Genomic DNA, 22,166 nt, shown 5'->3' on the forward strand with positions numbered 1-22,166 from the left:
GGCACTGCGGAGCGGTGAGCGGGGGAAATTAAGCGCGACGTGCAGGCCCCGCACGCGGTATCAACGCCGCTTCTTTGGATCTTCCGCCGCCCGCTTCCTTTCGCCGACGTCGCACGCCGGCCGGAAACTGACATAGAGGTTGTCGTCGATCGGCGCGGTCAGGAAGTCGCGCTCGCGTCCGGCCGTCGTCTCCCGGTCGTCATGAAGGGTCCGCGGGGCGCGCACGACCAGAGAGGTGCGCGTCGCGTAGCGGGTCGGGTCGTTCTTGATCCTGCCCATCAGTAGGAACCCAGCACTTTCTGCACCTCCTTCTCGGAGATGTTCGCACGGCATTCGTCTCGAACACGTGTCCGTCGCCCCCCGTTCACCGTCTTGGTTAACTCGCAACTGCGGTCCGGGTTGAGGACGAAGGAATATTCCGTTCCGTTTTCGTTCTTCGTCCAGGTGGTATTATCAGGAGTCCGCGTCATGCGCCAGTCGAACGTCAGGTCGTCGATACCCGACAAGGCGTTCGCGACCGCCAACGCCGAAGGGTAGCGCTGGGCCGGGTCGACCTGGAGGCACTTCCGGACGATGTTCCGGAGCTTCGAGGGAATGTGGGCCGGAAAGGTGCTCCTGTCGGGAAAGCGTCCATTCCGCACGTCGAAGCGGAATCCGTCGCGGTCCGTGATCCCCCGCCCGTATTTCGCGAGCTGCTCGTAGAAGGCGCCGTTGCCGACGCACATCCGATAGAGCGTCAGTCCGATCTGGTAGACGTCGAAGGTGACGTCGAACTCCGCGTTCCTCATGGCCTCCGGCGGGATCATCGGCGTGTAGTGCCGGTCCTGCTCCGCGACCCCGACGAAGTTCATCCTCTTCGCCTGGCCGAAGTCGGAGAGGAGAGCCTCGCCTCGGAGGGAAAGGAGGATGTTGTCGGGTTTGACGTCGAAGTGGACCAGACGCTTGGAATGGATGTTGTGCAGGCCGCTGAGCGTCTGGCATCCGACGGCCACGATCTCCCGCACGGTCATGAACCGTCCGTTCGAGATGAGATCCTTCACCGAACCCCGCTCGTAGTACGGCATCGCCACGTAGACGTGGTCGGCATCCTGGCAGGCGTAGTGGATCTGGACCACGTTCGGATGCGCGCTGGCGTAGAGAGCCTTCGACTCGGCGAAGAACTCGTCGGGATCGCCCAGCTTCGCCTTCGCGATCTGCTTCGTCACGATCTCGGCGTCGAGCTGGTGGTCGCGCGAGAGCCAGGTGCGGGAGTTACGCCCGTCCTGACCGATCTCCCGGATGAAGTCGAAGGCGACCTCGGCCTTGTTGTAGGGCTTAAGCATTCGCGGCACCGATGGCGCAAAGAACCGCTTCCCGGTCCTCCTTCTTCATGTCTTCCCAGCCGTCGACGTCGTAGCCCTCCCGTCCTTCCACCAGGGGTTTGAACCTCTTTCGGTCGATGCCGACCTTGGACGATATGGAGGAGATCTGCCCTACGTAGTAGGCCGTCAGCCTGCTGCTCGCGAAGGCCTCCTGGATGACGCCCTCGATCTGGATCCTCGGGATGTTCAGGGACTGCGCCGAGGGTTCCGTCACCCTGACCCCGGCCTTCTCGACGCCGTACTCCCGCAGCACGTCGAGGAGGTTGCTGCGGAGGTACTTCAGGGCGTCGGGGGTCTGGAAGGCCGCAGGGATCTTGATCTCCTCGACATTGATCACCGTTTCCGTGTCGGTGTCGTAGACGGCGAACGTCACCTCTCGAGGTGCGGCACGAATTCCGATGGTGATCATGCGACGGTGGAGGCTCGTTCAGGATTCTGGCTGCAACCAGAGTGCACGACGCCGTCCGATGTTGCGAGATGAATCGCGCGGACGGTGCTCGAACTTGCGTCGGTGGGAACGGCGAGGTCCGCTCGGCGATCTCCACTCACGGAGGTTCGTCGTCCGATGGACTGCCGTCACGCGTTCCCCAGTTCGACGGCAGTGTCGGCACTCTGAGCGCTTCCGTGATTCCATCGTGTCCTCGTCCTCCTCGGGCAACGCGTCCCGCGATCTCGATCTCTCGTCGGCAGGCACGGAACGAAGGTGGCTCCCGGCGCTTCGGGGCGGACGTCCGACCGGAGAACTCTGCGCGAGGCGAGCATGGTCGGCGCGAAGGAAAGGCTTTCGCCGAAGATGATGACGGTGCTTACCTTGGTCGTCGTCCCAAGGGTGCTCGGTCTCGTGAGAAGGGGAAGCCCGTCGCAAGCGCGCCAGCGGCTGCGGGACCCAGCGAGGACGCCACCAAGTGGGGTCGAAGCCGCGTGACCGCGCCACACGACTGTCGGTTCCAGATTGCGGAAGTCGCCGCTCCGCCCGGGAAGCCGGGACGGATCTGCTCAGGCCGCCCGAGGCGCAAGGAGAATGATCCCGGCACCGAGTAGGCAGACCACCGCGCCAAGCACGTCCCAACGGTCGGGACGGACACCCTCCGCGAGCCAGAGCCAAAGGATCGACGAGACGATGTAGACGCCGCCGTAGGCCGCGTAGGCCCGCCCGGCCGCCTCCGTCTCGACGAGCGTGAGGAGCCAGGCGAAAGCCGCGAGGGAAAGCATGCCCGGCATCAGCCAGAGCGGCGAGCGATCGAGACGAAGCCAAGCCCAGAAGGCGAAGCATCCGGCGATTTCGGCGAGGGCGGCGACAGCGTAGACGACGGGCGTCATGTGGATCCGTTCCTGATGTCGGGCTCGGCGGAACGCGACGGATGCCCCCGGCGGAGGAGGGAGACCAGGCAGACCGAAGCTGCGGCGAGTGCGGTCAGGACGTACAGCGTCGCTGCGACCCCGGCGTACGCGATGATCGCTGCGCCTGCGGTCGGCGCCAAGGCCTGGGCGACCTGGGCCGGACGCGCGAGCCGCCCCATGACCGAGGCATGGGCCTCGGGCCCGAACAGGGCCAGCGGGACGGTGCCGCGGGCGATCGAGAGGATGCCGTTGCCCGCCCCGTAGAACACCATGGCCGCGGCGACCGGCAGGAGGTCGAAGGCGAGCGAGCAGATGCCCACGGCGGTCAGAGCGACGGCGGCACGCATCGTCCAGAGCGGATGGTGCCGCCCGCGGCCGGCCATCTCGAGCACGCGAGCACCGACCTGCGACGGACCGACCATCGCGCCGAAGGCCACCGCCGCCGCCAGCGTCTCGCCCCGCGCCTGGAGGAGCGTCAGCAGATGGACGGAGACCAGCCCGAAGATCGTGCTGCACAGGACCAGGACTCCGGCGAGGAGGAGGAAGGCGCGGCGTTGCTCTCCGGACGGCGCCCGGTGTTCGAACCGCTGTCCCGTGGAGATGTTCGTGGCCACGCCGGAGGGGACGGCGACGAGCGCCAGTGGAAGGGAGACGCAGATGTGGAGGGCCGCGTAGGCGAGACAGGCGCCGCGCCATCCTACGTGCTCGACCATGAACGCCGACAGGGGCCAGCAGACCGTGCTTGCGAACCCGCCCCACAGGGTCAGCGTCGTGATGGCGGACCTGGCGTCGGCGCCGTAGAGCCGCCCAAGCGTGGCGAAGGCCGGGTCGTAGAGGCCCATGCCCATGCCGAGACCGACGACGAGCCACCCCGCGAGGAAGACGGGGAGGTTGGGCGAGAGACCGAGAACAGCAAGGCCGAGCGCCAGCAGCACGGCGCCCAGTGCCAGCACGGATCGCCCGCCGCGCAAGGCAATGGTCGCCCCGACCCGGGGAGAGGCCGCGGCCGAGACGAGAAGGCCGACGCTGACGCCGCCGACGACCCACGGCAGAGACCAGCCCGTGTCCATGGCGATCGGGAGCGCGAGCACGGCCGGCAAGTAGACCGACGATCCCCAGGCGAGGATCTCGAAGACGCCGAGCGCCGAGATGACCTGCCAGCGGGCTCTCACGACACGACCGGGAGCCAGACCCACAGGGCGACGAGGGTCGCGAGGAGGACGGGCGGGGTCAGGACGAGACCGACCTTCATGTACTGGCGCCAGGTAATCCGCTGCCCCTTGCCCGCAAGGACATGGAGCCACAGGAGGGTCGCCAGCGAGCCGATGGGCGTGAACTTCGGCCCGAGGTCGTTCCCGACGACGTTGGCGTAGACCATGAGTTCGCGGGTCAGCGGTGCCACGTCGGCCCGGTCGATGGCGAGAGCGCCGACGAGCGTGGCGGGCATGTTGTTCATGACGGAGGCGAGCGCCGCCACTACGAAGCCCGTGCCGACGGTGGCAATGAGGGTGCCTTGGGTCGCGAGCCACCGCAGAACGCTTGCCGCGATGTCGGTCAGCCCAGCGTTTCCGAGGCCGAAGACGACGAGGTACATGCCGATCGAGAACAGGACGATCTGCCATGGCGCCTCGCGCAGCACCTTGGCCAGCAGGATGACCGCGCCGCGCCCGCCGGAGAACCAGCGTCCGGCGACCGCCATCAGGACGAAGGCGGCGGCGCCCGTCACGAAGGAGATCGGCACACCGAGCGGCCCCGTCACGAAGTAGGCGACGAGCAGGAGACCGAGGAGCGGGAACGCGGCCCGGAACACGGCCTTGTCGCGGATGGCATGGCCCGGATCCTCCAGTTCGTCGACGCGGTAGGCGGCGGGCACGTCGCGGCGGAACCAGAGCCAGAGGACGAGGAGCGTGGCGGCCAGCGAGACGAGGTTCACCGGGACCATGACCGCGGCGTAGCGTCCGAAGGACACGTCGAAGAAGTTCGCGGTGACGATGTTCACGAGGTTCGAGACCACGAGCGGCAGGCTGGTCGTGTCGGCGACGAAGCCGCAGGCGACGACGAAGGCGAGCGCCCCGGCGGGCGGGAAGTCGAGGCGCAGTAGGATGGCGAGCACGATCGGCGTGAGAAGCAGCGCGGCCCCGTCGTTGGCGAAGACGGCGGCGATGGCCGCGCCCAGCAGAACGACGAGCGGGAACAGCCGCCGCCCGTTGCCTCCGCCCCAGCGGGCGACGTGGAGCGCAGCCCAGGCGAAGAACCCGGCCTCGTCGAGGACGAGCGAGATGACGATCAGCGCGACGAAGGTGAACGTCGCGTCCCAGACGATGTGCCAGACCGTCCCGACGTCGCCCCAACCGACGACGCCGGTCGCCAGCGCAACGGCGGCTCCGGCGAGCGCCGACCAGCCGATGCCGAGGCCCCGGGGTTGCCAGATGACGAGAACGAGGGTGGCGACGAAGATCGCGAGGGCGAGCATGGAAGGTCCGGCACGTGAGGTTCAGAGGGTGCGCTGGTTCACGCGCTCGGACAGCTTCTCGGCGCTCTCGACGCGCTCGGAGTAGCGGTCCGTCAGATAGTCGGAGCGGCCGCGCACGAGATGCGTGAACTTCACCAGCTCCTCGCAGACATCGACGACGCGGCTGTAGAGAGCCGACGGCTTCATGCGTCCCGCCTCGTCGAACTCGAGGAACGCCTTCGGTACCGACGACTGGTTCGGGATCGTCACCATGCGCATCCAGCGGCCGAGGATGCGCATCTGGTTCACGGCGTTGAAGGACTGCGAGCCGCCCGACACCTCCATGACGGCGAGGGTCTTGCCCTGCGTCGGCCGCTTGGCGCCGAGGGCCAAGGGGATCCAGTCGATCTGCGCCTTCATGATTCCGGTCATGGCTCCGTGGCGCTCCGGGCTGACCCAGACCATGCCCTCGGACCAGTCGGCGAGGTCGCGCAGTTCCTTCACCTTCGGGTGGTCGGGTTCGGCCCCGTCGGGGAGCGGAAGGCCGCTTGGGTCGAAGGTGCGGACCTCGCAGCCGAACCAGCGAAGCAGGCGCCCGGCCTCCTCGGACAGGAGGCGGGAGTAGGACCGCTCGCGGATCGAGCCGTAGAGGACGAGGATGCGCGGCGGGTGCGTCGGGGCGCCGGGGCCGGCGAGCGCGTCCACGTCGATCGGCTGGAGCTGCGCGAGGTCGACGCTTGGCAGGTCGAGGGCAACGGGGTCCGTCATCGGTCGCTTTCCTTTCGCCACAGGACGGCCGAGGCCGAGCAGAGGCCCATGGCCTGGCGGGTTGCGAGCACTGCGGCGGGCGCCTCCGTCCGGGCGACGCGCCGGAAGCCGAGCGCCGCGAGGAAGGTCCGCTCCCCGGTCGTGAAGGCGAAGGCCTCTGTCGCGCCCAGCTCGCGGCCGCGGTGGATCAGGTCCGCCACGATCTCGCCGCCGAAGCCGTGCCCGCGGTGTTCGGGAACGACGGCGATGGAGCGCAGGAGGACGGCGGCGCCGAGCGGTTCGAAACCGCCTATCCCGACGAACTCGCTGCCTTCGGTCGTGTAGCGCAAGAACACCCGGCCGGGCTCCGCCACGTCCTCGGTCGGCAGCCCCGCCTCGGACAGGAGTCCGACAAGATCGACCGGATCGGCGACGGCGGCCGCAACGAGCCGTGGCGTCATGCCCGGGATGCTCCGACGGTCCCTCCATCCTCCTTGGTAAAGGTGGCAACGGGGTTGTCGAGGAGCGCCAGCACCTTCTCAGACGGGCGGCAGAGCGCGGCGCCCTTCTCAGTGACGACGATCGGACGGTTGATCAGGATCGGGTGGGCCATCATCGCTTCGAGCAGCTCCTCGTCGGACAGCCGGGGATCGTCGAGGCCGAGTTCGGCGTAGGGTGTGCCCTTCTCCCGCAGGATGTCCCGGGGCTTCAGGCCCATCATGTCCAGGAGTTCCGACAGGACCTCGCGACTCGGCGGGTCCTTCAAGTACTCGATCACCTGCGGCTCCTCGCCCGACTGGCGGATCATCTCCAGCGTGTTGCGCGACGTGCCGCAGGCAGGGTTGTGGTAGATCGTGACGGACATGGCGGAGGCCTCAGGCGACGTCGGGCGTGCGAAACGAGGCGCCCTCGAGCTGGCCGATCTCGCGCACCTTCGTGGCAAGCCGGGTCCGCTCCAGGCTCTCGACAGGCAAAGCGGTGAAGGCGGAGATGCGGTTCTTCATGTAGCGGAAGGCCTGCGTGAAGGCGGCGCGCTTCCACATGTCCCCGCGGCTTTCGTAGCTCGGGTCCTTGATGCCCCAGTGGGCCGTCATCGGCTGGCCCGGCCAGATGGGGCAGGCCTCGCCCGCGGCTTGGTCGCAGACCGTGAAGACGAAGTCCATGACAGGCGCTTCGGGTGTCGCGAACTCGTCCCAGGGCTTCGACCGCATCCCATCGGTCGGGTAGCCGAACTCGCGTAGCACCTCTAGCGCCATCGGGTTCACCTCGCCCTTCGGCTGGCTTCCCGCGGAGAAGGCGTTGAAGCGCCCGGCACCGTCCTTGCGGAGAATGCTCTCGGCAAGGATCGAACGGGCGGAGTTGCCCGTGCAGAGGAACAGGACGTTGAAGGGCTGAGCACTCATCGGCAGGTCTCCGGGGCGCAGGTGGAGGCGAAGGCGTCGCCAAGGTTGCCGCAGATCTCTGGATTGCCGGAGCAGCAGTCCTCGGTGAGGAAGGCAAGGAGCTGGCGCATGTCGTCGTAGCTCGCCGCGTAAAGGATGCGGCGGCCGTCGCGCCACGAGCGCACGAGCTTCGACCGCTCCAACGTCGCGAGGTGGAAGCTCATCCGCGTCGGCGGGATGCGCAGCGCTTCGGCGATCTCGCCTGAAGCCATGCCGTTCGGGCCGGCGCGGACGAGCATCCGGAAGGCCGCGAGGCGGTCAGCGTGGGCAAGGGCGGACAGGGCGGCAACGGCTGAGTCGTCGTTCATGGAGTTATAATGCAAATATAATTGTAGATTGCAATACTAACCTGCACGAGGGAGAGCGTCTCTCCCGTCGCTCGCGGCGCTATCGCTCGGCACTTCAGTAATCTCGCTGCGCGGCTAGGCCCCGACACGGAGATAGTATAGAGGGGTATCCTATGGGTCATCTCGCAAAAGACAAAGGCAAGCTCGTCGCTCGGGTGCGTCGACTCCAGGGTCAGCTCGAAGCCGTTGCCCGCAGCCTCGACGAGGATGCTCCCTGCGGGGACACCCTTCAGCTCGTGGCGTCCGTCCGCGGCGCCCTGAACGGGCTGACGGTCGAGCTGATCGAGGAGCACGTGCGAAACCACGTGGTGGATCCCGAACACGAAGCGGACCCGGAACGCGCCAAGGGCGCCGCAGACCTCCTGGCGGTCGTCCGGACCTACATGAAGTGACGGAGGGACATCCGATGTCCACGACCATCCAAGACTGCGGGCACAGCCACGTCTTCCTCGGCGACGACCACGGGCGGAACGAACGACGCGTCCGGGCGGTCATCATGCTCACCGTCACCATGATGGTGGTGGAGATCGCGGCCGGCATCGCCTTCGGATCCATGGCGCTGGTGGCCGACGGGCTCCACATGTCGACGCACGCCGCCGCGATGCTGATCGCCGCGGCCGCCTATTTCTATGCCCGCAAGCACTCGGCCGACCGCCGCTTCTCGTTCGGCACGGGAAAGTTCGGCGACCTCGCGGGTTTTGCGAGCGCGGTGGTCCTCGCGCTGATCGCGCTCCTCATCGGCTACGAGAGCCTGTTGCGGCTGGCGAACCCGGTTCCGATCGCCTTCGGCCAGGCGATCGGCGTCGCGGTCGTCGGACTGGTCGTGAACCTCATGTCGGCCTGGCTCCTGCGGGACGACCACGCGCACCATCACCACGGTCATCATCACGAGCATGGCCACCATGGACACGGCGGCCACGACAACAACCTGCGCGCCGCCTACGTCCACGTCCTCGCCGACGCGCTCACGTCGGTCCTCGCGATCGCGGCGCTCGTCCTCGGCAGCCTCTACGGCTGGCGCTGGCCGGATCCGGCGATGGGCATCGTCGGCGCGTTCGTCATCGCGAGGTGGTCGTGGGGACTCGTGAAGGATGCCGGCGGGGTGCTCCTGGACTACGTGCCGGAAGGCGAGGACCTTCCCGACGAGATCCGCGAGGCCATCGAGGTCGACGGGGACCGGATCACCGACCTCCACGTCTGGCAGGTCGGTCCCGGCCACCATGCGGCCATCGTCTCGATCGCGACGGAGCGCCCGCTGCCGCTCGACGCCTACCGGGCGAAGCTCGCCCACATCCACGACCTGTCGCATCTGACGTTGGAAGTCGACGTGCCGCGGCGGGCGGCGTGACGTCCGGCCAGGCCGGGCAACTGCGAAGTGGACCTCGGGAGCCGATCGCTCCCGAGGCCGGGATGCCGTCGAAGGCTACTTGGCGTGCTTCTCCACCCAGGCGGTCATTTCCTTGATCTCCTTCTTCTGCGCGTCGATGATCATCTGCGCCATCTTCTTGGACTCCTTGTCCTTGCCCGCCTTCAGCTCGACCTCTGCCATGGCGATCGCGCCCTGGTGATGGGCGATCATCCCGCAGTTGAAGGCAAGGTCCGCGTCCTTGATCATGGCCGCCTTCATCATCGGGCCGTGCATCTTCATCATCGCGTCCATGTTGCCCTTCTGGACGTCGTTCATCTCGCTGCCGGACATCATGTCCCGCATCCCGCCCATCATGGACGACATGTCCATGGACCCGGCGGCGGCCTCGCAGGCCTTAGGCAGCGTCACCTGCTCGGAGGACATCGCCATTCCCTGTTGGTCCTGCGCCGAGGCGTGGGAGATGCCGGCGAGGACGAGGACGGCGGAAAGGATCGTGATCTTGCGCATGTATGTTTTCCTGTCGGTGGGGTCGCTCGGGACCGCTGATTGAGACCGGGGCGCCGCGGGATCGCCGCGGCGGTCGTCTGATTGAGGTTCAGGCCGCCATGCGGCGGCAGCTCTCGGCGCATCGACGGCAGGCGTCGACGCAGTCCTGCATGTCGCCGACGCGCTCGCAGTCGGCGGCGCAGGCCTCGCAGATCTCCGCGCAGGTACGGCAGGTCAGTCTGTGATGCTCGGAGCCGATCAGCATGAGGTGCGCCGAGCTGCGGCACGTCTCGGCGCAGGCGGACATCAGGGTGAAGTGGCCTTTCTCGACGTGCTTCCCGCCCATCTCCAGGCAGTGGTTCATCGCCATGGAAAGGCAGGTCTGGTAACAACGCAGGCAGTCGTCGATGCAGGCCTGCATCTCGGGGGACATGTGGTGCATGTCGCCTTCTCCTCGTTCATGGATGTGTCGATGCGGCGGCATTGGCCGCTGGTTCCGTCGTTCGTTCCGCGGTCGGCCGGACGGCTTCGGAGAAAGCGTCGACGGACGCTCCCCGGTCGTTCCGGCGGATCCTCGTTCAGGCGAGTTTCGGCGGACGCTTCGGGCCGGACGGGCGGACGCCCTCGCGGTCGTCGCGGAGAAGGGGAGGCGGGTCCGAAATGCGGGCCCCGCGTTCCAACCGAGGCGGTTCGGGGAACGGAAGGATGCTGGCGCACGACTTCCCGCAGCACGACATGGCGCCGGACGCATCGTCGTGGGCGTTTCCGGCATGGGAGGCGTGCGACCCGGCTTCGGCGGGGGACGCGGAAACCGGGTGTCCGTGGCCCGGTGCGTCCCGGGACATCATCCCGCCGGCCATCGCCGACCCGTGGCCGGCGAACGCGGCGACCGCGACCAGCGACAGGATGACGACGAGTCTACGCAGGCAAGTCCCGAGCATCGGACGTTCCGGTTGTCGATGCTGCGAGAATCCGGAATGCCGCCCGGAGGTTCCGTCCACCAGCTCCCTGGACAATCAGGAAAGGCGATCCGGCCCGCGCCGATCGAGGGCACCCGCCGGCCGTCCGGCGCCGCTCATCTCGGGCCGGCGCGGTAGAAGACCGCAGTTGCCTGCGAGGCCTTCCCGAACGAGAGCACGTCGAACCGCGCGTCCGGGTCGTCGCCCATGCCCGGCGACCCGGCGGGCATGCCCGGCGCCGCGATGCCCGCGACCTGCGGCCTCCCGGTCAGGAGCCGGTCGACCGCCTCCATGGGCACGTGGCCCTCGACGACGTAGCCGCCTACCTTCGCGGTGTGGCAGGACTCCACGGTCTCGGAGACGCCGAGCAGGCGCTTCAGCCCGGCCATGTCCTCGCGGTCTTCGACGGTCACCTCGAACCCGTGCTTGCGGGCGATCTCCACCCACGCGCCGCAGCACCCGCACTCGGGCGACTTGAACACGTGCATGTGCTTCGGCGCATGGTCGGCCGCGGCAGGGACGGCTAGAGCGAGGAAGGCGAGGGCGGCAAGAAGCGGCTTCGTCGGCAGCATGTCGGAACTCCGTCGGATCGTCGCCGGAACCTGCCCGCGATGAGGTCCAGTCCGCAACCCCGTCGGCCGGCGGGCGGGACGGACGGCGTTCACTTGTTCGTTCGACGCAGCATCATACGCGACCCGGATCGGGTCCGCTTTCGACGGAGTCGATCCCCCTTGACCTTCCCATGGTGGGAAGCCCCATCTTCCGGCAAGTTCCATTTTCCGGGATGAAGCCGATGAACCAGATCCTCCCGTCGAAGAAGTTCGAGGACGCCGCCGAAGTCCTCCGCCTCGACATCGAGGGCATGAGCTGCGCGTCCTGCGTCGGCCGCGTCGAGCGCGCCATCGTGGCGGTGCCCGGCGTCTCGTCCGCGTCGGTCAACCTCGCCGCGGAGCGTGCCGACGTGACGTTCGCGGGTCCTGCCGACGAAGCGGCGGTCCTGCGTGCGGTCGAGGAAGCGGGCTACGAGGTCCGGCAGGAAACGCGCGAGATCGGCGTCGAGGGCATGACCTGCGCCTCCTGCGTCGGCCGCGTCGAACGGGCCATCGCCGCCGTTCCCGGCGTCTCCTCGGTTGCGGTGAACCTCGCCACAGAACGCGCCACGGTCCGCGTCCTCCCCGCCGTCGACATGCGTTCGATCGAGGCGGCGGTCCGTGACGCCGGATACGAACCGCGGACCCTCTCGCCGCCCGTGGCCGCCGACGCCGAGGATCCGCGCCGGGCCGCCAAGGAGGCGGAGTACGTCCGGCTCCGTCGCGACTTCCTCGTCGCCGCCGTCCTGACCGCGCCGCTCTTCGTTCTGGAGATGGGCTCGCATCTCGTTCCCACCTTCCACGACCTCGTCATGGACCGGATCGGGATGTGGGAGAGCCGCGTCCTCCAGTTCGTCCTCGCCTCCCTCGTCCTGTTCGGCCCCGGTCTGCGGTTCCTGCGCAAGGGCCTACCCGCCCTGGCGCGCCTCGCGCCGGACATGAACTCGCTGGTGGCGGTCGGGACGCTCGCGGCCTGGGGCTACTCGGTCGTCGCCACCTTCCTGCCCGGAGCGCTGCCCACGGGGACGGTGAACGTCTACTTCGAGGCCGCGGCCGTGATCGTCACGCTGATCCTCCTCGGCCGCCTGCTCGAGGCGCGGGCCAAGGGCCGCACGGGCGAGGCGATCAAGCGCCTCGTCGGCCTGCGCGCCAAGACGGCACGCGTCGCCAGGGAGGGCGGCTTCGCCGAGATCCCGCTCGAGGAGGTCGTCGTCGGCGACACCGTCGAGGTGCGCCCCGGGGAGCGGATCCCCGTCGACGGCACGGTGCTCTCCGGCTCGTCCTTCGTCGACGAGTCAATGATCACCGGCGAGCCCGTGCCGGCCGCCAAGGAGGAGGGCGACACCGTCGTCGGGGGCACGGTCAACACGACCGGCAGCTTCGCCTACCGCGCCGACCGCGTCGGCTCCGACACGGTGCTCGCCCAGATCATCCGCATGGTCGAGGAAGCGCAGGGCGGGAAGCTGCCGATCCAGGCGCTCGTCGACCGGGTGACGCGCTGGTTCGTGCCCGCGGTGATGGCCGCCGCCGCGGCGACCTTCCTGGTCTGGATCGCATTCGGGCCCGACCCGGCGCTGGGCTTCGCCCTCGTCAACGCCGTCGCCGTCCTCATCATCGCCTGCCCCTGCGCCATGGGTCTCGCGACCCCGACCTCGGTCATGGTGGGAACGGGACACGCCGCGGAGCTTGGCGTCCTGTTTCGGCGCGGCGAGGCCTTGCAGGCCCTCCGGGATATCGAGGTAGTGGCCCTGGACAAGACGGGGACCCTCACGGAGGGACGGCCCGCGCTGACCGACCTCGTCCTCGCGGACGGCTTCGACCGGGCCGAGGTGCTCTCCCTCGTCGCCTCGGTCGAGGAGCGGTCGGAGCACCCGATCGCCGCCGCCGTCGTCGCCGCGGCGAAGAGCGAAGGCCTTGCCGTCCAACCCGTCGACCGCTTCGAGGCGGTTCCCGGGTTCGGCGTGGAGGCCGTCGTCGGCGGCCGCTCCGTCGCCGTCGGCGCCGACCGCCTGATGGTGCGTCTCGGCCTCGACTTATCGGCCTTCACCGCGCAGGCGGAGCGGCTGGCCGCGGAGGGGAAGTCGCCCCTCTACGCCGCCGTCGACGGGCGCCTCGCGGCCCTGGTGGTCGTGTCGGATCCCGTGAAGGAGACAAGCGCCGCCGCAGTTGGCGCGCTCCACGACCTCGGCCTGCGCGTCGCCATGGTGACGGGCGACAACGCGGCGACCGCCCGCGCCGTCGCCGCCCGCCTCGGCATCGACGACGTGTTCGCCGAGGTCCTGCCGGAGGGCAAGGTCGCGGCGGTCGAGAGTCTGAGGGCTTCGGGCAAGGTCGCCTTCGTCGGCGACGGCATCAACGACGCCCCGGCCCTGGCCGCGGCCGACGTCGGCCTCGCCGTCGGGACGGGCACCGACGTCGCGATCGAGAGCGCGGACGTGGTGCTGATGTCAGGCGACCTCAACGCCGTCGTCACCGCCATCTCTATCTCGCGGGCGACGATCCGGAACATCCGGCAGAACCTGTTCTGGGCCTTCGCCTACAACGTCGTCCTCGTGCCCGTGGCGGCCGGCGCGCTCTACCCGTTCGGAGGCACGCTCCTGTCGCCGGCGCTCGCCGCGGGCGCCATGGCGCTCTCGAGCGTCTTCGTGCTCGGCAACGCCCTGAGACTGCGGGGGTTCTCCCCCGCAGCCCCGACGTCCGGCCGTCCGCTATCCGGGAGGTGACCCATGAACATCGGTGAAGCCGCCAAGGCCTCCGGCGTGAGCGCCAAGATGATCCGCCACTACGAAGGCATCGGTCTGATCCAGCCGGCGGACAGGGCGGAGTCGGGGTACCGGGTCTACTCGGCATCCGACGTGTCGACCCTCCGCTTCATCCGCCGGGCCCGCGACCTGAACTTCTCCATGGAGAAGATCGGCCAGTTGCTGGCGCTGTGGCGGGATCGGGGACGCGCCAGCGCCGACGTGAAGCGCATCGCCCTGGAACACGTCGAGATGCTCGAGGCACGCATGCGCGAGTTGGAGGAGATGGCCGGGACGCTCCGCCATCTCGCCCGCAACTGCCACGGCGACGGCCGGCCCGACTGTCCCATCATCGGCAGCCTGGCCGACGGGGCGGTGGCGGCCGAGCCGAAGGCGCAGACGCGCCGGTCGTCGCCGAACGCCATCACCAAGGTCGGCGGGATCCGATGAGGCCCTTGACCTTACAACGATGGAAAACCCCATCTTCATGTGAAAGGAGACCGTCATGCTGAAATTGAAGGTGCAGGACATGAGCTGCGGACACTGCGTGTCGTCCGTCACGAAGGCCATCAAGAAGGTCGATCCGGCTGCCGACGTGCGGGTCGACCTCGGAGCGGGCTTGGTGAGCGTGGACACGTCGGCCGCCGTCGACGCCGTGCGAGCGGCCGTCGAGGGTGCCGGCTACCCGAGCGAACTGGCGGCCTGAGCGGGACGGCGGCCGGCATGGAGCGGCGCGGAACGGCCGACCCGGCTGCGTCTCCCCGGTGAGCGCGGAGGTCTGGTCCTACGCCGGCATGTTCTGGTCGGCCCTCCTGTCGGCGACGGTCCTTCCCGGCGCCTCGGAGGTGACCTTCGTCGCCCTTCTCGTCTCCGGCGGCACCGCGCCGGTCGCGCTCGTCGCGGTCGCGACGGTCGGCAACACGCTCGGCTCGGTCTTGAACTGGGCGTGCGGAAGGTTCCTCTCGCGGTTCGCCGACAGGAAGTGGTTCCCGGTCGGCCGGAACCAGGTCGAGAGGGCGGCGCGGATCTTCGACCGCTACGGGACGTGGACGCTGCTCCTGGCCTGGCTGCCGGTCGTCGGCGACGCGCTCACGGTCGTGGCCGGGGTGCTTCGCGTCCGGATGCCGGCGTTCGTGCTCCTCGTCGGCATCGGGAAGCTCGGCCGCTACCTCTTCCTGCTTACCGCCGCCGGATTCGCCACGGCATGATCGCAGGCGTTCCCGACGCAGGGGCCGGCGACCGGAGCGCCCCGCTGGTGCGGAACTGAAGCCGCCGCCGCGTTCCCGATGGACGGGACGCGGCAAATCGTCTACGGAAGACCGATGCTCGACAGGATGGACATGGCGACGGTGACGAGGAGGCTGCTCTCGGCGGTCCTGCTCTGCCTGTCCGTCGTCTTGTCCCAGATGGCGCATGCGGACGTTCCGTCGATCCCGCCCATGCACGACGTTGAAGTCGCGCAGGGCGCCGCGGCCTCGGCCGACGAGGACGCCGCCGTGGAACATCACGCGGCCGGCCACTCCCACGGCGACCGGGACGACGGCACGTCGAAGGCGGACGACCACACGGGACCGTCGGACACCAAGTGCGCCAGCCATTGCCCCTCGGTCTTCGTGCCAACGGAGAGCGATGACGATCGACGCGACTGGATGCGCCAGGGCGGAGCTTCGATCGTGCACGCGTCGCTGACCGGGCTTCCCGGCGCCCTGGCCGAGAGGCCTCCCAGAACGTGACCTGACGGGACGCCCTCGCGGGCGTCCGGCTTCCGCACGTCCGTTCGTCGCGAACGGTGTCCGGAGGCGTTGTGCTGCGTCGTCGCGCCTTCCGGGCTCGGCGGACGCATGTTTCGGCTCGCGCATGATCCGCATCCCGGGGCGAGGCCCCGGCCGGACCGTCATGCCGACGACAGGTCACACCCATGTTCCGCTTCGCATTCCCATGCGCTGCAGCGCTGCTCACGGCAGGCTGCACCGCCACAGGTCCCGTCGGCCTCTCCGACCTCGGCGCGGCCACGCCCCAAGCCGACGCAACGGTCGCCATCGCCCCGGTCCGCTACGGCTCGGTGGTCGGGTCGTACATCCACCGCATGCCGGTGCAGCCGAACGACTGGCGCAAGACGGGCGTCGAGATGGCGCCGGTCGGCCCCGCCGCTCCGGAGGGCGGGCGATGAGCCCGCCCGTTCTGAAGGCCGCAGTCCTTTTCGCCCCGCTCCTCCTCGCGGGGTGCCTCTCCGACGACGACGAGTTCCTGCCGCAGGACGGCTTCCAGACGGTGTCGCTGAGGTCCCGCTCGATCACGGGCAAGGATACGGCCTGGGTCCAGGACCGCCGGCAGGCGGCCGCCGTCGACGCGAAGGTGAGGGCGCTCCTCGCAGGCAGGACGGTCGGAGCCGATGCCGCCGTCCAGGTCGCGCTGCTGAACAACAAGGGCCTCCAGGCCTCGTATGCCGACATCGGCGTCGCGGTCGCAGACCTCTGGCAGGAGAGCCTGCCGCCCATGAACGTCAGGCTCGGGATGAGCTACGGGACCGTCGACTTCACGCGGACCGTCGAGGGGCTCGTCGTCTCGAACGTCATGGCGCTGATCACCCGGGAACGGCGCCTCGACGTCGCGACGAGGCAGGTCGAGGCGGCCCAGCTCGAGGCCGTCCTGCGGACCCTCGAGGTCGCCTCGCAGACCCGGAGGGCCTGGGTCGAGGCGGTCGCGGCCTGGGAGAACGTGTCGCTTCTCAACCGCGCCAAGGTCGCGGCCGACGCGGCGGCCGAACTCGCCGCGGGGCTCGGCGGGACGGGCGCGATGACCAAGGCCGACCAGGCTCGCGAGCAGGTCTTCTATGCCGAGCTGGCTGGTCGCACCGCCTCCGCCCGCCTGGAGGCGAGGCTCGCCAAGGAGCGCCTGGTCCGCCTGATGGGCCTCTACGGCAAGGACATCGACTTCGAGGTGCCGAACGCGCTGCCGCGCCTGCCGAGGACCGTCGCGAAGCGGGAGGGAATCGAGGCGGAGGCGCTGCGCAACCGCGTCGACGTCCAGTTGGCGAAGTTGCGGCTGGAGGCGCTCGCGAGGTCCTACGGCCTGACGAAGGCGACGCGCTTCGTCTCGGACCTCGAACTGGGTGCGGGCGTCGAGGCGGAGGAGGAGGTCGAGGAGAAGGAGGACGGCGGCAAGGAGCGCAAGACCACCTTCGCTCCGGCCATCGAGGCGGGGATCACCATCCCGATCTTCGACAGCGGGCAGGCGCGCCTGCGCAAGGCCGAGTTCGAGTACCTGCGGGCAGCCAACCTCCTGGCGGAACGGGGCGTCAACGTCCGATCCGAAGCGCGGTCCGCCTACCAGGCCTACCGCTCGGGCTTCGACATCGCCCGGCATTACCAGAACAGCGTGCTGCCCCTGCGCACCACGCTCGAGAAGGAGGCGGTGCTCACCTACAACGGGATGATCACCTCCACCTTCGAACTCATCACCGACACCCGCGAACGCATCGAGGCGAACATCGCCGCCCTCGAGGCGAGGAAGAACTTCTGGCTCGCCGACGAGGGCCTCACCAGCGCCGTCTACGGCGGCGGGGAAGGCGACGAGGCCGAGCAGGCGGAGGTCGAGACGGCCGAAGCCGGCGACGACGATTGATCAGGAGATCCATAATGGTTTCGAGACGACAGTTGATCGGCGCCGGCGCGGCGCTCGTGGGTGCCGCGGCCTGGTCGCGCACGTCCGCCATGGGGCTCCCGGAGGCGCCCACCATGGACAGCGCGGCGACGCAGGTGCCGCCGGTCCCCTCGCAGGGGCCGCACTACAATCCCGTCGTGACCCTCAACGGCTGGTCGCTGCCGTTCCGGATGAACAACGGCGTGAAGGAGTTCCACCTCGTCGCCGAGCCCGTCGAGCGTGAGATGGGCGAGGGTATGACCGCCTACCTCTGGGGCTACAACGGCCAGTCGCCCGGCCCGACGATCGAGTGCGTCGAGGGCGACCGCGTCCGCATCTTCGTGTCCAACAAGCTGCCGGAGCACACGACCGTCCACTGGCACGGCATGATCCTGCCGTGCGGGATGGACGGCGTCACGGGTCTGACGCAGCCCCCGATCCCGTCCGGCAAGACCTTCGTCTACGAGTTCGATGCGAAGAAGAGCGGGACCTTCATGTACCATCCGCACGGCGACGAGATGGTCCAGATGGCCATGGGCATGATGGGCTTCTTCGTGATCCACCCGAAGGATCCGAACTTCATGCCGGTCGACCGGGACTTCGTGTTCCTGCTCTCGGCCTACGACATCGACCCCGGCACCTACGTCCCGCGGGTCATGGAGATGACCGACTTCAACCTGTGGGCCATCAACAGCCGGGTCTTCCCGGACGTCGCCCCGCTGGTGGTGCGCAAGGACGACCGCGTGCGCATTCGCGTCGGCAACCTGACCATGACGAACCACCCGATCCACATGCACGGCTACGACTTCGAGGTGACCTGCACGGACGGGGGCTGGGTGCGCCCCGAGGCGCGTTGGCCGGAGGTGACGATCGACATCCCCGTCGGCGCGATGCGGGCCTACGAGTTCGACGCGGTCTACGAGGGCGACTGGGCGCTCCACTGCCACAAGTCGCACCACACGATGAACGCCATGGGGCACGAGATCCCGACGTTCATCGGGATGGACAAGACCAAGGTCGCCAAGAAGATCCGCCAGGTCCAGCCCGACTACATGCCGATGGGCACGAAGGGCATGGCCGACATGGCGGAGATGTCGATGCCGCTGCCCGACAACACCATCCCGATGATGACTGGATGGGGGCAGTTCGGTTCGCTCGAGATGGGCGGCATGTTCACCGTCGTGAAGGTGCGCGAGGGCATCGAGAAGGGCTCCTACGAGGACCCCGGCGAGTACCGGCATCCCCCCGGTACCGTCGCCTACGAATGGACCGGAGCGCTTCCCGAAGCGCCGTCCGCACCCGCCGGCAGCGCCGACGGCAGTTCCCTGCGCCCGGCGGGCAAGTCCGCCTCGGCGGCGCAGGCAGACCATTCCGGCCACGAGTGACGGCCGCGGATACCAACCCTCAACCGAACGGGAAGAAGAGCATGAAGAAGTTGCACATGGCCGTCGCGGCGGCCGCGACCGCTGTCGCCGTGATCGCCGCGGGGCCGGCGCTCGCGTCCGGCAGCCACGCGGGCGGACACGATGAACTCGCCGTCGGCAAGCCGGGCGGCAAGGGCGCGAACGCTCGCATCGTCAAGATCACCATGAAGGAGACGGAGGACGGCAAGATGCTGTTCCAGCCGGCCAAGCTCCAGGTCCGCCAGGGCGAGACGCTGCGCCTCCAGTTCACGAACGCCGGGCAGAACGCCCACGAGTTCGTCATGGACGAGTCGAAGACCCTCGCGGAGCACAAGGAGGTGATGCAGAAGTTCCCCGAGATGGAGCACGACGATCCGAACGCCATCCGGCTCGAGCCGGGCGCCAAGGGCGAGATCGTCTGGACCTTCTCCAAGGCGGGCAACTTCGAGTTCGCCTGCCTGATCCCCGGCCACTACGAGGCCGGCATGCATGGTCCCCTCGTGGTCATGAAGTGATCCATCCAAATCAATCGAAAGACAGGATACCGAAGATGAAGACGTTCACGAAGCTCGCCCTCGCCACCCTCGTCGCATGCGCTGCGGCGCTGCCGGCCGTGGCCGCGGAGTACACCAAAGGGGAGGTGACCAAGGTCGACGAGAAGGCCAAGAAGGTCACAATCAAGCACGAGGAGCTGAAGAACCTCGAGATGCCCGCGATGACCATGGTGTTCGTCGTGCCGGACGAGGCGACGTTCAAGAAGGCCTCGGTGGGCAAGAAGATCGAGTTCGTCGCCGAGAAGGTGAAGGGCAAGATGACGGTCGTCGAGATTAAGTGACGGCTTCGACGGCGGGCCTTCAGGCCCGCCGTCCTCCGGCAGGCCCGTCGGAGGGTCGGCCCCAACCGGCAGGATGAGAAGCCCATGGTGTCCATCGACGCGGCGAGCGGGGATCCGGCGAGGATCCTTTCCGACGTCGAGACGAGGAGCGAACTGAGGACGGCCCTCTGGCGCTTCGTGACCCTTGCGTTATTCGCGCTCGCCGTGGCGCTCGAGCCGGACGGCGGCAGCCACCGCGTCCACCTCGTCCTTCTGCTCGCATACGCTGCCACCACGGTGACGGCGGTCGGACTTGCGATCTTCGAGGCCTATAGGCCGTGGATGAACTGGGTCTACGTCGTCGTCGACGCCGCTCTCGTAATCTACCTCGCCGCCGAGCACATGTTCATCCCGGGAGTCGGCATCGGCGAGGCCGTCTCGACGCCCAGTCTGGCGATTGCCTTCGTCCTCCTCGCGCATGCGGGCCTCAGGATGCGCGCCGGCACGGTGGCGGCCTTTGCGGCGATCGTCTCGATCGGTACCGCAGCCGCCGCTGTCGCCGCGATGCTGTCCGGGCCGGACGCGGGGCTGCCCTCGGCGGGGGACCTGCGGGAGGCGGCCGTCCGGGCCGTCGCCTTCCTCGCCGTAGCCGTGTTCCAGGTCATGCTGGCGGTCGACATACGGCGGGTCGTCGTGACCGCCGTAGCGAGCGCCTCCGAGAGGGTGAACCTCGCCCGCTTCTTCGCGCCGAGCACGGCGGAGCGCATCGCGATCGACGGTCTGCGGATCGGCCTCGCCCGTCGCGAGGCGGCCGTCCTCTTCGTCGACATCCGCGGTTTCACGGGCCTCGCCGAGACCATGCCGCCCGAGGACCTCTGTAGCCTGCTCGCGGAATACCGCAAGCGCGTCGTCGACGCCGTCGGCCATTGGGACGGCACGGTCGACAAGTTCATGGGCGACGGCGTGATGGCGGTGTTCGGCTCCGACGGCTCCCACCCCTCCGACGCCGCGAGGGCGTTCGAATGCGCGTGCCATCTCGTGCACGTCCTGGACACCTGGAGCGAGGCGCGGGCGAGGTCCGGCGCCGAGCCGATGACGTTCGGCATCGGCCTCCACTTCGGAGCGGTCGTCGGGGGCGTCGTCGCCGGCGGTGCGCACGGCGAGCATACCGTCTTGGGCGATACCGTGAACCTTGCGGCGCGCCTGCAATCGATGTGCAAGGCGTTGTCGGCGCGGCTGGTGGTATCGGGCGCCGTCGTCGAGCGGCTGCCGCCGTCTTCCCTCGGAGCGACATGGCAGCTCCGCCGCGGGGTGGAGGTGCCGGGGCGGGTGGAGCCTGTCGACGTCGCCTTCCTGCCTGCGGAATTCCTTCATTGAATGCACGTATGCTTGCCCGGTCGACCGGCGCCGGCGCTTGGGGAGAGGGGAAGCGGATGGACATGTCGGGGCGGATGCCGGCCGTAGACGCCGCGGGAGCCGGCGACGCATCGGAGCGTCCGCGCTGGTCGCGGGTCCAGGTGCTTCTCCACTGGACCGTCGTCGGCCTCGTCGTCGTCCAGTGGCTGACCTACGACGCGATCATGCGCACCCACTCGTCCCTGATGCGCCCGCGACCGATCGACCTCATCGAGCATGCGGTCCACACGTGGTCGGGGATCGCCATCGGCGTCCTCATGGTGGCCCGGCTCGCCTTGCGCTTGCACCGCGGTCGGAACGCGATCCCCGTGCACTTCCGGGAGCGTGCAGCCGCGGTGGTGCACTCCGGCCTCTACCTCGCCCTTCTCGCCCAGGCGGCGAGCGGCTTCACGGCCCGTTACCTCTGGGGAGGAGCCGCCTTCTTCCACGTATGGATCTGGAAGGTCATCCTCGTGCTCCTTGCGCTGCACGTCCTGGGTGCCGTGTTCCACCTCGTCCGGAGGGACGGCGTCGTCGGCGGGATGCTCCCCCGGCGCCGCGCCGTTCGGGGCGCTCCGCGAGGGAAGGTCGAATCCGTGCGACGGCCTTCACGCGCACCCGGCGGCATGGCATCATGACCACGTGAAGAGAACGTACCGCCTCGGAGGTTTCCTCGCGACACTGGTCGTCGCCGCGCTGGCGCTCGTGCCCGCGGGCGAAGCCATGGCGTCGGCGCCGCGGCCGGCCGCCGTGGACGCGGACATGCCGGCGAGGTCCATGGCCGACATGGAAGGCATGGCCGGCGCGGACGGCGAAGCGACAGCCGAAGCAATGCCGTGCTGCCCGGAGAAGGCGAAGCCGGATCCGAAGGACTGCGGGAAGTCGGCGTGCCCGACGATGACCACCTGCGTGGCGCAGTGCATTCCCGCCGGTCTCCCCGCCGCCGCCGACACGGCTTTCGGTAACTGGTCGCAAGCCGTGTTCCGACCGTGGCCCGACCGGATGCTCGCGTCGTTGGCGCGGCCACCGCCACCCCGACCTCCGAAGACCTGACCGCTTCCCGGCGCTCCTCCGCGC

At 68.8% G+C, this 22,166-nt stretch carries 29 protein-coding genes; 15 read left to right on the forward strand and 14 right to left on the reverse strand.

Annotated features, from left to right (window positions below; genetic code table 11):
* Positions 1-60: 60 nt before the first annotated feature.
* The 11 genes from IEY14_RS01425 to IEY14_RS01475 form a co-directional block, all read right to left on the reverse strand.
* A complete protein-coding gene (locus tag IEY14_RS01425; RefSeq protein WP_188906449.1) occupies positions 61-279 on the reverse strand; it encodes a hypothetical protein in 219 nt (72 codons plus the stop codon).
* Positions 279-1,322: a serine/threonine-protein kinase gene (locus IEY14_RS01430; RefSeq protein ID WP_188906450.1), complete on the reverse strand. Its 1,044-nt coding sequence runs from the start codon at positions 1,320-1,322 to the stop codon at positions 279-281. Before IEY14_RS01430 ends, IEY14_RS01425 begins: the two co-directional genes overlap by 1 nt.
* Positions 1,315-1,770, reverse strand: coding sequence for a hypothetical protein (locus IEY14_RS01435; RefSeq protein WP_188906451.1), 456 nt, complete (start codon positions 1,768-1,770; stop codon positions 1,315-1,317). Before IEY14_RS01435 ends, IEY14_RS01430 begins: the two co-directional genes overlap by 8 nt.
* A 587-nt stretch (positions 1,771-2,357) precedes the next feature.
* On the reverse strand, positions 2,358-2,681 hold the full coding sequence (locus IEY14_RS01440) for a YnfA family protein (RefSeq protein ID WP_152048536.1): 324 nt from the start codon (positions 2,679-2,681) through the stop codon (positions 2,358-2,360).
* Positions 2,678-3,874, reverse strand: a complete 1,197-nt coding sequence (locus tag IEY14_RS01445; protein WP_188906452.1) for an MFS transporter — start codon at positions 3,872-3,874, stop codon at positions 2,678-2,680. Before IEY14_RS01445 ends, IEY14_RS01440 begins: the two co-directional genes overlap by 4 nt.
* The gene (locus tag IEY14_RS01450; RefSeq protein WP_188906453.1) at positions 3,871-5,175 is read right to left on the reverse strand and encodes an arsenic transporter; all 1,305 of its coding nucleotides are present in this window, start codon (positions 5,173-5,175) and stop codon (positions 3,871-3,873) included. Before IEY14_RS01450 ends, IEY14_RS01445 begins: the two co-directional genes overlap by 4 nt.
* A 21-nt stretch (positions 5,176-5,196) precedes the next feature.
* Positions 5,197-5,922: an arsenical resistance protein ArsH gene (arsH, locus tag IEY14_RS01455; protein WP_188906454.1), complete on the reverse strand. Its 726-nt coding sequence runs from the start codon at positions 5,920-5,922 to the stop codon at positions 5,197-5,199.
* On the reverse strand, positions 5,919-6,362 hold the full coding sequence (locus tag IEY14_RS01460; protein WP_152048853.1) for a GNAT family N-acetyltransferase: 444 nt from the start codon (positions 6,360-6,362) through the stop codon (positions 5,919-5,921). Before IEY14_RS01460 ends, arsH begins: the two co-directional genes overlap by 4 nt.
* Positions 6,359-6,766, reverse strand: a complete 408-nt coding sequence (gene arsC, locus IEY14_RS01465; RefSeq protein WP_152048854.1) for an arsenate reductase (glutaredoxin) — start codon at positions 6,764-6,766, stop codon at positions 6,359-6,361. Before arsC ends, IEY14_RS01460 begins: the two co-directional genes overlap by 4 nt.
* Before the next feature lie 10 nt (positions 6,767-6,776).
* A complete protein-coding gene (locus tag IEY14_RS01470; protein ID WP_188906455.1) occupies positions 6,777-7,304 on the reverse strand; it encodes an arsenate reductase ArsC in 528 nt (175 codons plus the stop codon).
* Positions 7,301-7,651: an ArsR/SmtB family transcription factor gene (locus IEY14_RS01475; RefSeq protein ID WP_152048856.1), complete on the reverse strand. Its 351-nt coding sequence runs from the start codon at positions 7,649-7,651 to the stop codon at positions 7,301-7,303. The genes IEY14_RS01470 and IEY14_RS01475 overlap by 4 nt, the downstream gene beginning before the upstream one ends.
* 152 nt (positions 7,652-7,803) lie before the next feature.
* On the opposite strand from IEY14_RS01475, the gene IEY14_RS01480 reads away from it, so the two are divergent.
* Together IEY14_RS01480 and dmeF are read left to right on the forward strand one after the other, a co-directional pair.
* Complete coding sequence (locus IEY14_RS01480) at positions 7,804-8,082, forward strand: metal/formaldehyde-sensitive transcriptional repressor (protein ID WP_152048857.1); 279 nt, start codon at positions 7,804-7,806, stop codon at positions 8,080-8,082.
* A 14-nt stretch (positions 8,083-8,096) separates the two neighbouring features.
* Positions 8,097-9,038, forward strand: a complete 942-nt coding sequence (gene dmeF / locus IEY14_RS01485; protein ID WP_152048858.1) for a CDF family Co(II)/Ni(II) efflux transporter DmeF — start codon at positions 8,097-8,099, stop codon at positions 9,036-9,038.
* Positions 9,039-9,113: 75 nt separating this feature from the next.
* On the opposite strand, the gene copM is transcribed toward dmeF, so the two are convergent.
* From copM to IEY14_RS01500, 3 genes are all read right to left on the reverse strand, one after another.
* Positions 9,114-9,566: a CopM family metallochaperone gene (gene copM / locus IEY14_RS01490; protein ID WP_152048859.1), complete on the reverse strand. Its 453-nt coding sequence runs from the start codon at positions 9,564-9,566 to the stop codon at positions 9,114-9,116.
* 88 nt (positions 9,567-9,654) lie between these two features.
* Positions 9,655-9,987 carry a four-helix bundle copper-binding protein gene (locus IEY14_RS01495; RefSeq protein ID WP_152048860.1) on the reverse strand — a complete coding sequence of 111 codons (333 nt, stop codon included), beginning with the start codon at positions 9,985-9,987 and terminating at the stop codon, positions 9,655-9,657.
* Positions 9,988-10,620: 633 nt separating this feature from the next.
* A complete protein-coding gene (locus IEY14_RS01500) occupies positions 10,621-11,076 on the reverse strand; it encodes a DUF411 domain-containing protein (RefSeq protein ID WP_188906456.1) in 456 nt (151 codons plus the stop codon).
* Positions 11,077-11,297: 221 nt separating this feature from the next.
* Here IEY14_RS01500 and IEY14_RS01505 point away from each other — a divergent pair, with 221 nt between their 5' ends.
* The 13 genes from IEY14_RS01505 to IEY14_RS01565 all read left to right on the forward strand — a co-directional run bounded on the left by IEY14_RS01505 (position 11,298) and on the right by IEY14_RS01565 (position 22,142).
* Entirely contained in the window at positions 11,298-13,817 is a 2,520-nt protein-coding gene (locus IEY14_RS01505) for a heavy metal translocating P-type ATPase (RefSeq protein WP_244639257.1), read from the forward strand.
* Positions 13,818-13,820: 3 nt separating this feature from the next.
* Positions 13,821-14,285: a Cu(I)-responsive transcriptional regulator gene (gene cueR, locus IEY14_RS01510; RefSeq protein ID WP_188906457.1), complete on the forward strand. Its 465-nt coding sequence runs from the start codon at positions 13,821-13,823 to the stop codon at positions 14,283-14,285.
* 55 nt (positions 14,286-14,340) lie between these two features.
* Positions 14,341-14,541 (forward strand): heavy-metal-associated domain-containing protein, encoded by a 201-nt coding sequence (locus IEY14_RS01515; protein WP_188906458.1) that lies wholly within the window; start codon positions 14,341-14,343, stop codon positions 14,539-14,541.
* A gap of 58 nt (positions 14,542-14,599) precedes the next feature.
* A complete protein-coding gene (locus IEY14_RS01520) occupies positions 14,600-15,043 on the forward strand; it encodes a YqaA family protein (RefSeq protein WP_244639258.1) in 444 nt (147 codons plus the stop codon).
* A 114-nt stretch (positions 15,044-15,157) separates the two neighbouring features.
* Complete coding sequence (locus IEY14_RS01525) at positions 15,158-15,568, forward strand: hypothetical protein (protein ID WP_188906459.1); 411 nt, start codon at positions 15,158-15,160, stop codon at positions 15,566-15,568.
* Positions 15,569-15,753: 185 nt separating this feature from the next.
* Positions 15,754-16,005: a hypothetical protein gene (locus tag IEY14_RS01530; protein WP_152048866.1), complete on the forward strand. Its 252-nt coding sequence runs from the start codon at positions 15,754-15,756 to the stop codon at positions 16,003-16,005.
* Entirely contained in the window at positions 16,002-17,459 is a 1,458-nt protein-coding gene (locus tag IEY14_RS01535; RefSeq protein ID WP_188906460.1) for a TolC family protein, read from the forward strand. The genes IEY14_RS01530 and IEY14_RS01535 overlap by 4 nt, the downstream gene beginning before the upstream one ends.
* A 14-nt stretch (positions 17,460-17,473) precedes the next feature.
* Positions 17,474-18,862, forward strand: a complete 1,389-nt coding sequence (locus IEY14_RS01540) for a multicopper oxidase family protein (protein ID WP_188906461.1) — start codon at positions 17,474-17,476, stop codon at positions 18,860-18,862.
* 41 nt (positions 18,863-18,903) lie between these two features.
* Complete coding sequence (locus tag IEY14_RS01545) at positions 18,904-19,395, forward strand: cupredoxin domain-containing protein (protein WP_188906462.1); 492 nt, start codon at positions 18,904-18,906, stop codon at positions 19,393-19,395.
* A 35-nt stretch (positions 19,396-19,430) separates the two neighbouring features.
* On the forward strand, positions 19,431-19,715 hold the full coding sequence (locus IEY14_RS01550) for a copper-binding protein (protein WP_188906463.1): 285 nt from the start codon (positions 19,431-19,433) through the stop codon (positions 19,713-19,715).
* Between the two features lie 84 nt (positions 19,716-19,799).
* Positions 19,800-21,071 (forward strand): adenylate/guanylate cyclase domain-containing protein, encoded by a 1,272-nt coding sequence (locus tag IEY14_RS01555; protein ID WP_188906464.1) that lies wholly within the window; start codon positions 19,800-19,802, stop codon positions 21,069-21,071.
* Positions 21,072-21,127: 56 nt separating this feature from the next.
* A complete protein-coding gene (locus tag IEY14_RS01560) occupies positions 21,128-21,727 on the forward strand; it encodes a cytochrome b (RefSeq protein WP_188906465.1) in 600 nt (199 codons plus the stop codon).
* 4 nt (positions 21,728-21,731) lie between these two features.
* Positions 21,732-22,142: a hypothetical protein gene (locus IEY14_RS01565; protein WP_188906466.1), complete on the forward strand. Its 411-nt coding sequence runs from the start codon at positions 21,732-21,734 to the stop codon at positions 22,140-22,142.
* Positions 22,143-22,166 lie beyond the last annotated feature (24 nt).

Origin of the sequence: Aureimonas endophytica, assembly GCF_014642635.1 — a bacterium.
GTDB lineage: Bacteria > Pseudomonadota > Alphaproteobacteria > Rhizobiales > Rhizobiaceae > Plantimonas > Plantimonas endophytica.

Bases quoted from the DNA above. Each gene is read 5' to 3' on its own strand.
- IEY14_RS01460 (WP_152048853.1), bottom strand. From the start codon at position 6,362: ATGACGCCACGGCTCGTTGCGGCCGCCGTCGCCGATCCGGTCGATCTT.
- arsC (WP_152048854.1), bottom strand. From the start codon at position 6,766: ATGTCCGTCACGATCTACCACAACCCTGCCTGCGGCACGTCGCGCAAC.
- IEY14_RS01515 (WP_188906458.1), top strand. From the start codon at position 14,341: ATGCTGAAATTGAAGGTGCAGGACATGAGCTGCGGACACTGCGTGTCG.
- IEY14_RS01425 (WP_188906449.1), bottom strand. From the start codon at position 279: ATGGGCAGGATCAAGAACGACCCGACCCGCTACGCGACGCGCACCTCT.
- IEY14_RS01555 (WP_188906464.1), top strand. From the start codon at position 19,800: ATGGTGTCCATCGACGCGGCGAGCGGGGATCCGGCGAGGATCCTTTCC.
- IEY14_RS01480 (WP_152048857.1), top strand. From the start codon at position 7,804: ATGGGTCATCTCGCAAAAGACAAAGGCAAGCTCGTCGCTCGGGTGCGT.
- cueR (WP_188906457.1), top strand. From the start codon at position 13,821: ATGAACATCGGTGAAGCCGCCAAGGCCTCCGGCGTGAGCGCCAAGATG.
- IEY14_RS01560 (WP_188906465.1), top strand. From the start codon at position 21,128: ATGGACATGTCGGGGCGGATGCCGGCCGTAGACGCCGCGGGAGCCGGC.
- IEY14_RS01450 (WP_188906453.1), bottom strand. From the start codon at position 5,175: ATGCTCGCCCTCGCGATCTTCGTCGCCACCCTCGTTCTCGTCATCTGG.
- IEY14_RS01530 (WP_152048866.1), top strand. From the start codon at position 15,754: ATGTTCCGCTTCGCATTCCCATGCGCTGCAGCGCTGCTCACGGCAGGC.
- IEY14_RS01505 (WP_244639257.1), top strand. From the start codon at position 11,298: ATGAACCAGATCCTCCCGTCGAAGAAGTTCGAGGACGCCGCCGAAGTC.
- IEY14_RS01545 (WP_188906462.1), top strand. From the start codon at position 18,904: ATGAAGAAGTTGCACATGGCCGTCGCGGCGGCCGCGACCGCTGTCGCC.
- IEY14_RS01500 (WP_188906456.1), bottom strand. From the start codon at position 11,076: ATGCTGCCGACGAAGCCGCTTCTTGCCGCCCTCGCCTTCCTCGCTCTA.
- IEY14_RS01525 (WP_188906459.1), top strand. From the start codon at position 15,158: ATGCTCGACAGGATGGACATGGCGACGGTGACGAGGAGGCTGCTCTCG.
- arsH (WP_188906454.1), bottom strand. From the start codon at position 5,922: ATGACGGACCCCGTTGCCCTCGACCTGCCAAGCGTCGACCTCGCGCAG.
- IEY14_RS01435 (WP_188906451.1), bottom strand. From the start codon at position 1,770: ATGATCACCATCGGAATTCGTGCCGCACCTCGAGAGGTGACGTTCGCC.
- copM (WP_152048859.1), bottom strand. From the start codon at position 9,566: ATGCGCAAGATCACGATCCTTTCCGCCGTCCTCGTCCTCGCCGGCATC.
- IEY14_RS01535 (WP_188906460.1), top strand. From the start codon at position 16,002: ATGAGCCCGCCCGTTCTGAAGGCCGCAGTCCTTTTCGCCCCGCTCCTC.
- IEY14_RS01495 (WP_152048860.1), bottom strand. From the start codon at position 9,987: ATGCACCACATGTCCCCCGAGATGCAGGCCTGCATCGACGACTGCCTG.
- IEY14_RS01470 (WP_188906455.1), bottom strand. From the start codon at position 7,304: ATGAGTGCTCAGCCCTTCAACGTCCTGTTCCTCTGCACGGGCAACTCC.
- IEY14_RS01440 (WP_152048536.1), bottom strand. From the start codon at position 2,681: ATGACGCCCGTCGTCTACGCTGTCGCCGCCCTCGCCGAAATCGCCGGA.
- IEY14_RS01475 (WP_152048856.1), bottom strand. From the start codon at position 7,651: ATGAACGACGACTCAGCCGTTGCCGCCCTGTCCGCCCTTGCCCACGCT.
- IEY14_RS01540 (WP_188906461.1), top strand. From the start codon at position 17,474: ATGGTTTCGAGACGACAGTTGATCGGCGCCGGCGCGGCGCTCGTGGGT.
- IEY14_RS01550 (WP_188906463.1), top strand. From the start codon at position 19,431: ATGAAGACGTTCACGAAGCTCGCCCTCGCCACCCTCGTCGCATGCGCT.
- IEY14_RS01430 (WP_188906450.1), bottom strand. From the start codon at position 1,322: ATGCTTAAGCCCTACAACAAGGCCGAGGTCGCCTTCGACTTCATCCGG.
- dmeF (WP_152048858.1), top strand. From the start codon at position 8,097: ATGTCCACGACCATCCAAGACTGCGGGCACAGCCACGTCTTCCTCGGC.